14 protein-coding genes are annotated in these 14,637 nt (G+C 59.6%); 11 read left to right on the plus strand and 3 right to left on the minus strand.

Annotated elements, in window-relative coordinates; genetic code table 11:
• The first annotated feature begins 6 nt into the window (after positions 1-6).
• Positions 7-2,397, plus strand: coding sequence for an ATP-dependent helicase (locus ACJ5NV_RS04050; RefSeq protein WP_411642345.1), 2,391 nt, complete (start codon positions 7-9; stop codon positions 2,395-2,397).
• 6 nt (positions 2,398-2,403) lie between these two features.
• Here the strand turns inward: ACJ5NV_RS04050 and ACJ5NV_RS04055 are convergent, their stop codons facing one another.
• Positions 2,404-3,000, minus strand: coding sequence for a LysE family translocator (locus tag ACJ5NV_RS04055; RefSeq protein WP_411642346.1), 597 nt, complete (start codon positions 2,998-3,000; stop codon positions 2,404-2,406).
• A 73-nt stretch (positions 3,001-3,073) separates the two neighbouring features.
• Between ACJ5NV_RS04055 and ACJ5NV_RS04060 the strand changes: the two genes are divergently transcribed.
• A complete protein-coding gene (locus ACJ5NV_RS04060) occupies positions 3,074-3,526 on the plus strand; it encodes an Lrp/AsnC family transcriptional regulator (RefSeq protein WP_411642347.1) in 453 nt (150 codons plus the stop codon).
• Positions 3,527-3,589: 63 nt separating this feature from the next.
• On the opposite strand, the gene ACJ5NV_RS04065 is transcribed toward ACJ5NV_RS04060, so the two are convergent.
• Positions 3,590-3,985, minus strand: coding sequence for a RidA family protein (locus tag ACJ5NV_RS04065; protein WP_411642348.1), 396 nt, complete (start codon positions 3,983-3,985; stop codon positions 3,590-3,592).
• A gap of 86 nt (positions 3,986-4,071) precedes the next feature.
• On the opposite strand from ACJ5NV_RS04065, the gene ACJ5NV_RS04070 reads away from it, so the two are divergent.
• Complete coding sequence (locus ACJ5NV_RS04070) at positions 4,072-4,791, plus strand: helix-turn-helix transcriptional regulator (protein WP_411642349.1); 720 nt, start codon at positions 4,072-4,074, stop codon at positions 4,789-4,791.
• A gap of 559 nt (positions 4,792-5,350) precedes the next feature.
• Here ACJ5NV_RS04070 and ACJ5NV_RS04075 read toward each other — a convergent pair.
• On the minus strand, positions 5,351-5,572 hold the full coding sequence (locus ACJ5NV_RS04075; protein ID WP_411642350.1) for a DUF1127 domain-containing protein: 222 nt from the start codon (positions 5,570-5,572) through the stop codon (positions 5,351-5,353).
• A 248-nt stretch (positions 5,573-5,820) separates the two neighbouring features.
• On the opposite strand from ACJ5NV_RS04075, the gene ACJ5NV_RS04080 reads away from it, so the two are divergent.
• The 8 genes from ACJ5NV_RS04080 (at position 5,821) to ACJ5NV_RS04115 (ending at position 14,634) form a co-directional block, all read left to right on the plus strand.
• Positions 5,821-6,894 carry an Mrp/NBP35 family ATP-binding protein gene (locus ACJ5NV_RS04080; protein WP_411642351.1) on the plus strand — a complete coding sequence of 358 codons (1,074 nt, stop codon included), beginning with the start codon at positions 5,821-5,823 and terminating at the stop codon, positions 6,892-6,894.
• On the plus strand, positions 6,891-7,376 hold the full coding sequence (locus ACJ5NV_RS04085; RefSeq protein ID WP_411642352.1) for a GNAT family N-acetyltransferase: 486 nt from the start codon (positions 6,891-6,893) through the stop codon (positions 7,374-7,376). The genes ACJ5NV_RS04080 and ACJ5NV_RS04085 overlap by 4 nt, the downstream gene beginning before the upstream one ends.
• 709 nt (positions 7,377-8,085) lie before the next feature.
• The gene (locus ACJ5NV_RS04090) at positions 8,086-8,580 is read left to right on the plus strand and encodes a division/cell wall cluster transcriptional repressor MraZ (protein WP_411642353.1); all 495 of its coding nucleotides are present in this window, start codon (positions 8,086-8,088) and stop codon (positions 8,578-8,580) included.
• A 10-nt stretch (positions 8,581-8,590) separates the two neighbouring features.
• Positions 8,591-9,565 (plus strand): 16S rRNA (cytosine(1402)-N(4))-methyltransferase RsmH, encoded by a 975-nt coding sequence (rsmH, locus tag ACJ5NV_RS04095; RefSeq protein WP_411642354.1) that lies wholly within the window; start codon positions 8,591-8,593, stop codon positions 9,563-9,565.
• Entirely contained in the window at positions 9,566-9,925 is a 360-nt protein-coding gene (ftsL, locus tag ACJ5NV_RS04100; protein WP_411642355.1) for a cell division protein FtsL, read from the plus strand.
• On the plus strand, positions 9,922-11,706 hold the full coding sequence (locus tag ACJ5NV_RS04105) for a peptidoglycan D,D-transpeptidase FtsI family protein (protein WP_411642356.1): 1,785 nt from the start codon (positions 9,922-9,924) through the stop codon (positions 11,704-11,706). The genes ftsL and ACJ5NV_RS04105 overlap by 4 nt, the downstream gene beginning before the upstream one ends.
• Positions 11,707-11,719: 13 nt before the next feature.
• Positions 11,720-13,207: a UDP-N-acetylmuramoyl-L-alanyl-D-glutamate--2,6-diaminopimelate ligase gene (locus ACJ5NV_RS04110; protein WP_411642357.1), complete on the plus strand. Its 1,488-nt coding sequence runs from the start codon at positions 11,720-11,722 to the stop codon at positions 13,205-13,207.
• Positions 13,204-14,634: a UDP-N-acetylmuramoyl-tripeptide--D-alanyl-D-alanine ligase gene (locus ACJ5NV_RS04115; RefSeq protein ID WP_411642358.1), complete on the plus strand. Its 1,431-nt coding sequence runs from the start codon at positions 13,204-13,206 to the stop codon at positions 14,632-14,634. Before ACJ5NV_RS04110 ends, ACJ5NV_RS04115 begins: the two co-directional genes overlap by 4 nt.
• Positions 14,635-14,637: the final 3 nt, after the last annotated feature.

The raw sequence follows: 14,637 nt of genomic DNA on the forward strand, positions 1-14,637 counted from the left end.
ACCCGCATGAGCAGTTTTTCCGAAGATGATGCATTCGAGGCCGCCGTGCCACTCAGCCAGCGCGCGATGGCGCGGCCCAGTGCCGCCTATCTCGATGGCCTGAACCCCGCCCAACGCGAAGCGGTTGAAACGCTGCATGGGCCGGTCCTGATGCTGGCCGGGGCAGGGACGGGCAAGACTAAGGCGCTGACGACGCGGATCGCCCATTTGCTGACAACCGGCACTGCGCGCCCGAACGAAATCCTTGCCGTGACCTTCACCAACAAGGCCGCGCGGGAAATGAAACAGCGGATCAGCGGGCTCATCGGCGAAGCGGCAGAAGGCATGCCATGGCTTGGGACGTTTCACTCTGTCTGCGCGAAATTGCTGCGGCGGCACGCGGAACTTGTCGGGCTGAAATCGAACTTCACCATTCTGGACACCGATGATCAGCTACGCTTAATGAAACAGTTGATCATCGCGGCGGGCATTGACGAAAAACGATGGCCACCGCGTATGCTGTCGGGCATCATTGATGGCTGGAAAAACAAGGCCTACACCCCCGACAAAACCCCTGTCGGTGATAGCGGTGCGTTTGATCATAAAGGTGTGGCGCTTTACGCCGCCTATCAGGCGCGTCTGCGCGATCTGAACGCAGTGGATTTTGGCGATATCCTGCTGCACATGGTCACGATCTTCCAAAAAAATGACGATGTCTTGCAGCAATATCAACGCTGGTTCCGCTACGTGCTGGTAGACGAATACCAAGATACAAACGTCGCCCAATATCTCTGGCTGCGGCTGCTAGCCGCATCCCATAAAAACATCTGCTGCGTCGGCGATGATGACCAGTCAATCTATGGCTGGCGGGGGGCCGAAGTCGGCAACATCCTGCGGTTTGAAAAGGATTTTCCCGGCGCCCATGTGGTTCGGCTCGAAGAAAACTACCGCTCCACCCCGCATATCCTCGCTGCCGCCTCCGGCGTGATCGCAGCCAACAAGGGGCGGCTGGGCAAGACGCTTTTCACCTCTGTGGAAGAGGGCGAAAAAGTCCGCCTGATCGGCCATTGGGGCGGCGAGGAAGAAGCCCGCTGGATCGGTGAAGAGATCGAGGCGATGCAGCGCGGCACCCGTGGCATGGCCCCGATCAGCCCCGATAATATGGCGATCCTCGTGCGCGCCTCCCACCAGATGCGCGCATTCGAGGACCGTTTTTTGACCATCGGCCTGCCATACCGCGTCATCGGCGGTCCGCGCTTTTATGAACGGTTGGAAATCCGTGATGCGATGGCCTATTTCCGGCTGGCGGTCTCCCCCGATGATGATCTTGCGTTTGAGCGGATCGTAAACACACCCAAACGCGGGCTGGGGGACAAGGCGGTGCAGACCATTCAGCGCACCGCGCGCAGCAATGGGGTTTCCTTGCTCGAAGGGGCGCGACTGGTCTGTCAGGGCAAGCTACTTGGTGGCAAGGGTTTGAAAGAACTCACAATCCTTGTCGCCGGGTTGGACCGTTGGCATGGGCAGGTCCGGGCCGAGGCTGACACCCATGTCGAACTCGCCGAAATGATCCTGGACGAAAGCGGCTATACCGGGTTCTGGCAAAACGACAAAACCCCCGAAGCACCGGGGCGGCTGGAAAACCTCAAGGAACTGGTCAAGGCGCTGGAAAATTTCGAGAACCTGCAAGGCTTTCTCGAACATGTCAGCCTGATCATGGATAATGAGACCGAGGAACAAGGTGAAAAGGTTTCTATCATGACCCTGCACGCCGCCAAAGGTCTCGAATTCCCCGCCATTTTTCTGCCAGGGTGGGAGGATGGGTTATTCCCCTCGCAACGTTCCATGGACGAAAGCGGGCTTAAGGGCCTCGAAGAAGAACGCCGCCTCGCCTATGTCGGCATCACGCGGGCCGAAGAGCTTTGCACGATTTCCTTTGCGGCCAACCGGCGGGTCTATGGGCAATGGCAATCCCAGATGCCATCGCGGTTCATTGATGAACTGCCCGAAGACCATGTGGAGGTGTTAACGCCCCCCGGTCTCTACGGTGGCAGCTACGGAGCGGCGGGCATGTCGGCCAGTGCCTCACCGGCCATTGCCGGTGGCGCGATGTCAGACCTGCATCAAAAGGCGCATGACGCCAACGTCTACAACTCCCCCGGCTGGAAACGGCTGCAAGCGCAAAGCAACAAACGCAGCATGTCGATGCCGTCAGAGGCGCGCAATATGACCATCGACTTGGATGCGGTCAGCGCCTTCACCTTGGGCGACCGGGTCTTTCACCAGAAATTCGGCTATGGAGAGGTCATGGGGATCGAAGGCGACAAGTTGGTGATCGAATTCGACAAGGCAGGTTCAAAACATGTGGTCGCGCGGTTCATCGTCAGCGCTGATGCAGCAGATGATGTGCCATTTTGATACGCGCTATCGCAGCATGGGATAAAGCGACCCCACCAGCAGCACCGCCATTGTCACATTAAACACCCGCAACCGGCCCGCTGTGCCCAGCCAGCGGCGCAGTTGTACGCCCATCCAGGCCCAGACAGAGACCGATGGCAAGTTGGTGGCGCAAAACACCGCAGCAACCAGAAGCGCGCCAAACAGAACGCCACGCTCCTGCGGCGCATAGGCGCTGATTGCGGTGATGGCCATGAACCAAGCCTTGGGGTTGACCCATTGGAATGCGGCGGCCTGCAGAAAGGTAAAGGGCTTGCCGGTGACCTTGTCCGCCTCAGGCGCAACCGCATTCGCGATTTTCCAGGCAAGCCATAACATATAGGCCGCACTCACGACCTTTAATACGGTGTTCAGCACTGGAAATGCGTCGAACACCCGTAGCAAAAAGACGCCGACCATAGCCACCATGAACGCATGCCCCAGCGAAATGCCCAGCATATGCGGCACGGTCCGGCGCAGCCCGTAATTCGCGCCAGAGGCCATCAGCATCAGGTTGTTCGGCCCGGGCGTGATTGAACTGGCAAAGGCAAAGCCGATAAGGGCGATCAGGATTTCATAGCTCATACACGCAAGAATAAGCGGTCTTGCGCACAATGAAATTGCCATCCCGTGCAATCTGGCACTATTTTCGCAATCAATGACGAATCTTGATCCAATCAACGCTGCTATATTGCGCGAACTCTCTACCGATGGGCGGATCAGTAACCTGTTGCTCGCAGAAAAGGTCGGCCTCTCGCCTTCGGCCTGCCTGCGGCGTGTGCAGGAACTCGAACGGAGCGGCGTGATCAAAGGATACCGCGCGCGGCTTGATCCAGCGCAAACCGGGCGGGCTTATGTGGTCTACGTGGCGGTAGGACTGGCCGAGCACACCAAAGCCGCACAAAGCGGATTTGAACAAGCCATGCAGCGCGCCGATGAGGTCGCCGAATGTCACAACGTGGCAGGGGCGTTCGAATACATGCTGCGGGTCGAAGTGGCCGATCTCCCCGCCTACAAGGCGTTTCATACTGACATTCTGGGGACGGTCCCGCATGTGCGGTCAATCACCAGCTACATGGTGATGGGCTCGTCCAAAGACACGCGATGCTGATTGGTGCGTCGATGTGCATAGCGGCCATTGGCGTTTCTCCATGCAATGGCCGCTATGATTTTCTCAAGCCGCTGCGGTCGCTTCAATTTCAAAGAGCAATCCGGGGATAGCAAGACGCGCTACGCCCAATAGTGTCATCGGCGGGGCCACCTGATGGGGTCCAAAGCGCATACCCATCAGATCAAAATTCTTCAACGCCTCATCAACATCGGTGACATAGACACCGAGTTTTACAACATTGCTCAAATCCATACCCGCATCCGTCAGAACAGCCTCCAGATTATCAAGAGCAAGACTGATCTGTGCGCGCATATCGCCCGGATGCTGCGGGTTGCCTTCGCCATCCACCGCAGTCTGGCCCGCGCAGATCACCTGCCGCGTCGCACCATCGATCACTTCGGCCTGATTGTAGCCCAGTTTGATCGACCAATCCCAAGGGTTCACTGCTTTGCGTTCCATGTCGCAATCTCCTTTTTTTAGTTGCTAGAATTGGTGTAGATCAAAATAGTGCCAAAAATTGTCACTATTTATGCTAGAATGGCGATATGAACGTTAGACTCAGACATGACGCCATCGTGCGCATCCTCCGCCGTAATGGCACATCAACTGTTGATGCTCTGGCGGAAGATGTCGGCGCATCACGCCGGACTATATTACGCGATATCAGCGCGCTGCGGGATGAAGGCTATGTGATTCATTCCGATGTCGGTCGCGGCGGCGGACTTCAGCTGGACCCGCAATCGATGCAGACACGCGCCAAATTATCTGTGCCAGAGGTGTTTGCGCTACTGATCAGTGTGGCCGCGATGCGGGCCGCCGGGAATCTGCCGTTTTCCGAACTTGCCGATGCGGGGCTGGCCAAGATCGAAAAAGCCTTGCCTGCGGACAAGGTGAAAGACCTGCTCGCGTTTCTGGACTGTCTGCACATTGGCCAGCTATCGCCGCTTCAGGATCTGTCGGACATGGGGAAAATGGACGCAAAGCTGCTCCCCACTTTCGAGACGGCTTTTCTGGGCCGCCGGTTCATTCGGTTTGACTATAGCGATGCCAAGGGGCGCCAGACACAGAGAGAGGTGGAGCCGCAAGCGATGCTGATCTTGCCGCCCCTTTGGTACCTCGTCGGCTGGGACCCGGCACGCGACGACTTTCGGCATTTTCGCATGGACAGGATAAGCAACCCAGAAGCAATGCCAGACACGCGCTTCCGACGCCGGCACGTCCCGTTTGAAGATGATGTATGTCCCTACAGCGCATTGCAGATGTAACGCCCCAGCAGTCACTCGGAAAACGCGCAGCACCCGGCAATTTGGATGCACAGCCGCCGTTTACTAAATTTTCCAACACTCTGCCGCAGCTTTCGGATCGCTCTCCTTGACGCACGGCGCGACAGCTTGACGGACAAAGGTCTAGCAGAAAACGTGGGACGTCCGGCAGCCACTCATCCTTAGTGCATGTTTGGACGGCTTGGGGCGAAAGACCGTGAGCTTAAGCTCAAACCTGACATTTTCGCCCGATACAACGCTGCTGAAATAAAAAACGACGATGCCCGGGAGGAGGTGGGCATCGCCGTTTCTATTACTGCGTCTCACCCAGGGAGGAGGAGAGAGCAAGACGCACATGCCGCAGACCCGGGAGGAGGTGGGTCCTTGGCGTAAACGGTTCCACCCGGGAGGAGGTGGGCGGTTCCGTATCCTGTTGCAAAAGTGGCGGTATCCGGGAGGAGGTGGATACCGCCACCTTATTGCTGACCCAACGTTCAGGGAGGAGGAGGAACGTCAGGTCGTGTCAGATCGGCCTAAAGGGAGGAGGCGGCCAATCCGATCCTTAAATCTGGTTATCGTATGCGGCTTCGATCGCCACACGCTTGATCATCGAACGGCTCATGCCAAGATCGTTCAGGTCGCGATCGGAAAGCGCGTTCAGTTCATTGTATGTGGAACGGTAGATTTTGCGTTTCGCAGCTTTCTCTACCCAATCAGCACGCAGCGCTGCGATGCGCTGGGCAAAGGTGTTTGCGGCGAAACTTGTGTCGGTCTGATATGTCATCTGCTCATCTCTCGGTCTAACTCGGTGGGCAAGTTCTTCGCCCTGTTGCCGCTAACATGTACGATTATGCTGCGCCTGCACAATACCCGTCTCGTCATTGCTGCCATGCAGAAAATGCATGAGCATTGCTGACCTAATGTCATCAATGCGTTGCTTTTTTAAGCATCTGTTTCCGTCCACTTGCGATTTGGCCAAAACCTGCCAGATGTTGCCATGTAATAGGCGGAATTATGAATCGGAGGTGAATCTTGCCCCTCACACGTGATGAAATTTTAGGCGCTCTCCGGCGAGTCACTTTGCCTGGCGGTGTTGACCTTGTGACCCGTGACATGGTGCGCGCGCTGACAATTGACGGTGATTCCGTCCGCTTTGTGCTCGAAGCATCTGACCCGGACGAAGCCGCCAAGATGGAAGGCGTGCGTCAGGCTGCGTCAGATGTTGTCGCTGACCTGCCCGGTGTGGGGTCTGTTTCCGTGATCCTCACCGCCCACGGCCCCGCAGCCAAACCAAAAGAGCCGCCCGCGCTGAAGGTGGGGCGGCACCCGACGTCACAGGCGGGGCCTGCCCGGATCGCCGGGGTGGACCGGATCATCGCTATCGGTTCGGGCAAGGGCGGGGTCGGCAAATCGACCGTATCCTCGAACCTTGCGGTCGCACTGGCAAAGGAAGGGCGGCGCGTTGGCCTGCTGGATGCCGATATCTATGGTCCCAGCCAGCCGCGCATGATGGGGGTCAGCAAACGGCCCGGTAGCCCGGACGGCAAGACGATCATCCCGCTACAGGCGCATGGGGTCACAATGATGTCCATCGGACTGATGGTCGACCCGGATAAAGCCGTGGTCTGGCGCGGCCCGATGCTGATGGGGGCGTTGCAGCAGATGCTGGGGCAGGTGGAATGGGGGGAACTTGATATCCTGCTCGTCGATCTGCCGCCGGGGACCGGCGACGTACAACTGACGCTGTGCCAGAAAACCGACCTGACCGGTGCGATTGTCGTCAGCACCCCGCAGGATGTGGCCCTGCTTGATGCGCGCAAGGCGCTGGACATGTTCAAGACGCTGAACACCCCTGTGTTGGGTCTGATCGAAAACATGTCCACCTTCGTCTGCCCGACATGCGGCACCGAAAGTCATATCTTTGGTCATGGTGGCGTCGCGAAAGAGGCAGAGAAGATCGGTGTACCATTCCTGGGTGCCTTGCCGATTGACCTGGACACAAGGCTGGCCGGGGATGCAGGCGAACCCATCGCCGTAGGTGATGGCTCCATGGCCGACGCCTACCGCCATCTGGCCCGGCGCTTTATCGAAGGTGGCATGGCATGATCATCCGCCCGGCCGTGGCGCAGGATTTCGACACGCTCTGGCCGATCCTGCGCGACGTGTTTCGCGCAGGCGATACCTATGCGGTCGATCCCCAGATTGGACGCGATGATTGCTTTACCTATTGGATGACGCAGCCCGCCGCGACCTTTGTCGCTGAAGAGAGCGGCGAGATCCTTGGGACATACTATATAAAGACCAACCAATCTGGCGGCGGGGCGCATATCTGCAACTGCGGTTATATCGTCGCCCCGGCCGCGCGGGGGCGGGGGCTGGCCACGCTGATGTGTGACCATTCACAGCAAGAGGCACGCGCGCTGGGCTATCGCGCCATGCAGTTCAACTTTGTACTGGCAAGCAACACCGGTGCGGTGCGGCTCTGGCAGCGCCTTGGCTATGCGATCCTGGGCACAATCCCGGATGCCTTCGCGCATCCGGCGCTGGGCTTTGTCGATGCGCATGTGATGCACAAGCGGCTCTTTTAGCGGGCGCAGATCCGATCCCCACACCATATATATAGACGATACGTTGATCTGCGATCGGCCTTGGCACGATTGCGGGCTGTAATCCTGTCGTGCGCGGTGCGGGATTCGGAGGGGCGTCCGAATCCGTGGGAAATCATGGAATCGATGTGGCAAACGAATCACAAAACGGGGATTTTTGCCCGTATCTGGTGGTGAAATCGGCGATCACGTGGCAGTGAAGTGCCGAGATTAGCCGTGATATCAAAAAAATTGGGACTTTCTGGAACCGTCGGCACATTCCCGCCATGACACCATATATGGTGTCGGCAATTTTAGGTTCCGCTAGAAATGTGCCATTTTTCAACAAATTTTCGACGTATTTTAGCGCTCCCCAACGCCAATTGCCCCACGTTGTTCCATGAATTCCCAGAAAACAGTTGATCGGCCCGGCAAGGGATGGCAAAACGAATGCACGGTAAAGACGGACACAACAAAACGGGGCGACAAGAACCCCAACCGGCAAAAGCAGGTTTCATACAGGCTTCGTCATTTACCCAAAACAGATCCGGCGCGTGAGCGAGCAGACATCCCCCCAGGTGGCACGCGCAGTCGGACTTACCCAGAGATGGGACGAGGGCGGCGGATTGTGCAGTGGCAGCAGCGCAATTCGCCGTTTTCGCATCCAAAGGACGGTTTTCGGGGGACTTGAGTAGAAAAGGGCCAGCGGACAGTGGTTCTGAGTTTCACAGGCGAACACACCCAAAAGGTGGACGGTAAGGGGCGCATGTCGATCCCAGCCGATTTTCGTCGCGTGCTCGAATCCGGCGACCCTGAATGGGCCCCCGGCCTCTCACCCCGCATGTATCTGCTCTATGGCGATCACCTGAAAAATGAACTGCATGGCTATACGGTGGACGAATTCAATCAGGTCGTCGCACAGATCAATGCCTTGCCGCGCGGCTCTGACCGCAAGAAAAAACTGTCGCGCCTGATCATTGGCCAGTCCATCAAACTGGACGTGGACAAAGACGGGCGCACCGTCATGCCGATCCGGCAACGTCAGAAACTCGGCATCACTGATGGTGAGCTGCAGTTCAGCGGGCTTGGCGATCATTTCGAGATTTGGAAAGCCGAAACCTACAATGATGAGGTCGCCGACGATCTCAAAGGCTGGCTGGACGAGCAGGGCGAGGAATTCGACGTTCTTAGCCTGTTGGACGAATAGGGGCGGCGCGATGTCAGATGCCGCCGATACCCAGCCTCACATTCCTGTTCTGATCAACCCGCTGATCGCCGCTATCTCACCCGTCAGCGGTGTCTGGCTTGATGGGACCTTCGGCAATGGCGGCTATACCCGCGCGCTTCTGGCGGCGGGGGCGGATAAGGTCGTTGGCGTGGACCGCGACCCGCTTGCCTTTGAAATGGCCGCCGATTGGATCGGTGAATATGGGGATCGGATCGCAACGGTCGAAGGCACGTTTTCCAAGCTCGATGAATACGGGTCCGATCTTGATGGTGTCGTGCTTGATCTTGGTGTCAGCTCCATGCAGCTGGACCTGGCCGAGCGTGGCTTTTCTTTCATGCGCGACGGCCCGCTTGATATGCGGATGAGTCAATCCGGCCTGTCAGCCGCAGATTTGTGTAATACGGCAGAGGAGAGTGCGCTTGCCGATATCATTTATCTCTATGGCGAAGAACGCGCGTCGCGCCGCATCGCCCGCGCCATCGTGGCGGCACGTCCTCTCGATACGACTCTCCAGCTGGCGAAAGTGGTGGAAGGGTGTCTCCCCCGTGCCAAGCCCGGCCAATCGCACCCGGCGACCCGCACCTTCCAGGCGCTCCGCATCGCGATCAACAACGAATATGGCGAACTCGCCGCAGGGCTGATGGCCGCCGAACGGGCGCTGAAGCCGGGCGGGCAACTGGCTGTGGTGACGTTCCATTCGGTCGAGGACCGGATGGTCAAACGTTTCCTTCAGGCGCGGTCAGGCAATGTGGCGAATGCCAACCGCTACGCGCCCGAAATCGAACGGATCGTGCCCGCCTTCCGCATCGAAAAGCGCAAGGCAATCGGGCCAGACGCCGATGAACTGGCGGTCAACCCACGGTCGCGCTCGGCCAAGCTGCGGGTGGCAATCCGGACGGATGCACCCGCCGAAGACATTGATCCGGCATCACTGGGGATGCCAATGCGAAAGGGGGGCAGGTAAATGCGTGGTTTGTTTTATGTAATCGCCGCCTTGGCTGTGATGGGGCTCGCCTTCTGGGCCTATCAGGAAAACTACAAAACACAGGCCGCCATCAAGGATGTGCGGTCTTTGCACGCGCGCATCGGGGCTGCCCATGAACGGCTGGGCATGCTGCGCGCCGAATGGGCCTATCTGAACCGGCCCGACCGGCTGGCTGATCTGGCCGAACTCAACTTTGACCGGCTGGGGCTGCTGCCCCTGATGCCTGATGCCTTTGGGCAGGTGGATGAAATCATCTATCCGATCCCCCCCATCGCACCGATCACCAACCCGATAGAGCTGTCATCCGACGCCTTCGCCGGAGTGGAGAACCCGCTATGACCCGCACCCCCCTGCGGCCACTGGCACGTATCCTGCGGGCACGCGCACGTGGCGAAAACCCCGACGAAATCGCCGCCGAAAACCTGCGCAAACGGCACGAGGCATTGCGCGACAAGGCCCGGCAACGGGCCGAAGGGCGGTTGCTGGTACTTGGTCTGGCTTTCTTCTGTGCGTTCTCGGTGATTGGGATGCGCATGGGCGCGCTGGCCTCGTCGGTACCCGAGGAACCGCGCGCCACGGTGGCAGGCAACCCGATCATCGGGCAGCGGGCGGACATCGTCGACCGGAACGGGCGCATTCTGGCCACCAATCTGGCCACCCATTCGCTATATGCCCACCCGCGTGACATGATCGACCCGGCCCGCGCCGCACGGGAACTGGCGGCGATCTTCCCGGAACTGGAACAAGAAGAGCTTTACAAAGATTTCACCGGCACACGGCGGTTTCTCTGGATCAGGCGGCAGATCAGCCCTGAACAAATGCAGGCGGTGCATGACATCGGCTCACCCGGCCTGCTGTTCGGGCCGCGCGAAATGCGGCTTTACCCCAACGGGCCAATTGCAGCGCATGTTCTGGGTGGGGCAAGCTACGGGCGCGAAGGTGTCGCCAGCGCCGAGGTGATCGGCGTGGCCGGTGTCGAACGGCAGTTCGACGCATTCCTGCGCGACCCGGCCAACGAAGGCGCGCCACTGGAACTGTCCATCGACCTGACCATTCAGGCCGCCGCCGAACAGGTGCTGGCAGGTGGGATGTCGGTGATGAGCGCCAAGGGCGCCGCTGCAATCTTGATGGATGTGCACACGGGCGAAGTCATCTCCATGGTGTCCTTGCCCGACTTCGACCCCAATAATCGGCCTCGCGTACTGACCAGCGGCGATCAATCCGACAGCCCGCTGTTTAACCGGGCGGTGCAGGGGGTCTATGAGCTTGGCTCGACCTTCAAGATTTTCGCCGTCGCCCAAGCGATGGAACTGGGGCTGATTTCGCCGGACACAATGATCGACACGCAGGGGCCGCTGACATGGGGCCGGTTCCGGATTCGCGATTTCCACGATTATGGGCCGGAACTGTCCACCACCGACGTGATCGTGGAATCCTCCAACGTCGGGACGGCACGGATCGCCATGCAGCTTGGCGCAGAACGGCAGCGCAGCTTTCTTGACGCGCTGGGCTTTCTGAAGCCCACCAGCATCGAACTGGTCGAAGGCTCAACTGGCAAGCCGCTTTTGCCGCCACATTGGTCCGAGATTTCAGCGATGACAATCTCTTACGGGCACGGGCTGTCATCATCGCCACTGCATTTGGCCAGCGCTTACGCGACCATCGCAAACGGGGGCGAACGGGTCACGCCAACGCTGATCCGGGGACAGGATGCGCAGCCCGGCCCCCGCGTAATGTCACAAACTGTGGCGCGCCGGTCGGTCGATATGTTGCGGCAGGTGGTGTCACGCGGCACCGCATCCTTTGGTGAAGTCACAGGGTATCAGGTCGCAGGTAAAACCGGCACCGCAGATAAGGCGCGCGAAAACGGTGGCGGGTATTACGATGACAAGGTGATCGCCACCTTCGCCTCGGTTTTTCCGGCCAGCGATCCGCAATATGTGCTGGTTGTCACGCTGGACGAACCCTCCATCCATACGCTGGGCGAAGATAGACGCACCGCAGGCTGGACGGCAGTGCCGGTCGCGGCCGAAATGATCCGGCGTGTCGCACCCTTGCTTGGGCTCAGACCACATGTGGACACGCCCCAACCGGTCGGTGTAACCCTCACCTCAAATTAACCGGGGACAGGCGATGAAGACACTGGCAGAACTGGGACTGCGTGCACAAGGCGGACGCGACGCGAACATCACAGGGCTGGCCGTCGATAGTCGCGAGGTGAAAGCAGGCTCTCTTTTTGCCGCCTTGCCCGGCGCGCGGGTGCATGGCGGGGAATTTATCCAATATGCGCTGCGCATGGGGGCAGGGGCCATCCTGACCGATGCGCGCGGGGCGGCCATCGCAGCCGCAGAATTGGCCGAGGCTGACGCCGCGCTGATCATCTCCGAAGACCCGCGTCAAACGCTCGCGCAGACCGCATCGCTCTGGTTCGGGCCGCACCCTGAAAACGTCGTGGCGATTACCGGCACCAATGGGAAAACCTCTGTCTCGACCTTTTGCCGCCAGATCTGGGAACACATGGGGCTTGCAGGCGTCAATCTGGGAACAACCGGGGTCGAAGGGTTCTGGACCCACCCGCTCAAACACACCACGCCTGAACCGATTACCCTGCATCGGGTCATGGCAGAGGCGGCGCAAAACGGCGTAACCCATGTCGCGATGGAGGCATCGTCGCATGGGCTTGACCAGCGGCGTCTTGATGGTGTGCTGCTCTCTGCCGCCGGCTTCACCAATTTTAGTCAGGACCATCTGGACTACCACAAAACATTCGAGGCTTATTTCGACGCCAAGATGGGGCTTTTCACCCGTGTCCTGCCACAGGACGGGGTCGCGGTGATCAATCTCGACACGGCCGCCGGGCACAAGGTGCTGGAACTCTGCACGGATCACGATCTGGAAGCGATCGGCGTTGGCCGCAGCGAAAGCGCACGGTTGCGTCTGATGGCGCAACGCTTTGATCCCACCGGGCAGAACATCCTGTTTGAATGGCAGGGCAAACAGCACGCCGCACGGCTTGACCTGATCGGCGGCTTCCAAGCTGAAAACGTGCTTCTGGCCGCAGGACTGGTGATTGGTGCTGGTGCGCAGGCAGAAGAGGTTTTTGCCACATTACCACAACTCAGCACCGTGCGCGGTCGGATGGAACTGGCGGCCACCCGTGAAAACGGTGCGGCGGTCTTTGTCGATTACGCGCACACACCTGATTCCGTCGAAACCGCGCTCAAGGCGTTGCGCCCGCATGTGATGGGGCAGATCGTGGCGGTGGTCGGTGCCGGCGGTGACCGTGATACCAGCAAGCGGCCTCTGATGGGGGCAGCAGCAGCACAGAACGCTGATTTTGTCATTGTGACCGATGACAACCCGCGCTGCGAAGACCCCGCCGCCATCCGTGCCGCCGTTCTGGCGGGGGCTGTCGGGGCAGGGGGCACCGAAAGCATCACCGAAGTCGGCGACAGGGCCGAGGCCATCCTGCGCGGCATTGACGCGCTTGGACCCGGCGACGCGCTGTTGATCGCAGGCAAAGGGCATGAAACCGGCCAAGTCATTGGCGATCAAACCCTACCCTTTGATGACGTCGAACAGGCCAGCGTCGCCGTTGCAGCACTTGAGGGCAAGATATGAGCCTATGGACAGCGCAAGACGCCGTCGCCGCAACAGGTGGCAAAACAACGTGCGACTGGCAGGCCAACGGCGTCTCTATCGACACGCGCAGCATCCAGCCCGGCGATCTGTTTGTCGCGCTGACCGATATCCGCGACGGGCATGATTTCGTCGCGCAAGCGCTGGACAAAGGCGCCGCCGCCGCTCTGGTCAGCCGCAGGCCAGACGGGGTTGCCGCCGATGCGCCACTGCTGATCGTGCCGGACGTGCTCAAGGGACTCGAAGCGCTGGGTATCGCCGCGCGCGCCCGGACAAACGCCCACATCGCGGCGATCACCGGCTCTGTCGGCAAGACCTCGACCAAGGAAATGCTGCGGATTGTCCTGAAAAAACAGGGTAACTGCCACGCCGCCGAAGCGTCCTACAACAACCACTGGGGGGTGCCGCTGACACTCGCCCGGATGCCCGCCGACACCGATTATGCGATCATCGAAATCGGGATGAGCAACCCCGGCGAAATCGCCCCCCTGTCACGGATGGCGCGACCACATGTGGCGATGGTCACAACGGTCGCAGCGGCGCATCTGGCAGCCTTCGATAATCTGGCGGGCATTGCCACAGAAAAAGCCGCGATCATGGACGGGCTGGAACCGGGCGGCATTGCGGTGCTCAACAGCGATATAGAAACCAGCGCTATCCTGCAGAAATACGCCGCGCAGACGGGGGCAACGCCTATCCTGTTCGGGACCACCGCAGCGGATTGGGCAATCACCGATGTGCGGCTGAGCGGCGATGTCACTGTGATCAGCGCGAGCGGGGACGGGCAGGATTACCTATTCAAACTCGCCGTACCAGGGCGGCATTTCGCATCAAACGCAGTCGGCGTGCTGGCCGTTGTCAACGCATTGGGGGGCGACCCGGTCGCCGCCGCGCTCGACATCGTAGAATGGGTGCCACCCGCCGGGCGGGGCACGCGCGAGGTCATCATGATTGACCCATTCAACGAAAACGAAAAGCTCGACCTGATCGACGACGCTTTCAACGCCAACCCCACATCGCTCGCCGCCTCGCTCGAGGTGATCGCAGCAAGCACGCCAATCGACAACGTCGGGCAAATCATCAAAGGACGGCGGATCGCCATTCTGGGCGATATGCTGGAACTGGGACCGGATGCGGTGCAGATGCACCGGGACATGGCCGAAAACCCACATCTGCAATCGCTCGACCTGATCCATTGCGCCGGACCGCTGATGCACCACCTGTGGCAAGCACTGCCAGAGCGGCAGCGGGGGCAATGGGCCGAACAGGCCAGCGATCTGTCCCCCCAGATATCGCGGCTTGTGGATGCCGGTGATGCGGTGCTTGTGAAAGGCTCCAAAGGCAGCAAGGTGTCGCTGGTCGTTGACGCCATCCGGAAACTGGGGCATCCGCGCCCGCGAGAGAATTAAGGA

Origin of the sequence: Loktanella agnita (genome assembly GCF_046640325.1) — a bacterium.
Classification (GTDB): Bacteria; Pseudomonadota; Alphaproteobacteria; order Rhodobacterales; family Rhodobacteraceae; genus Yoonia; species Yoonia agnita.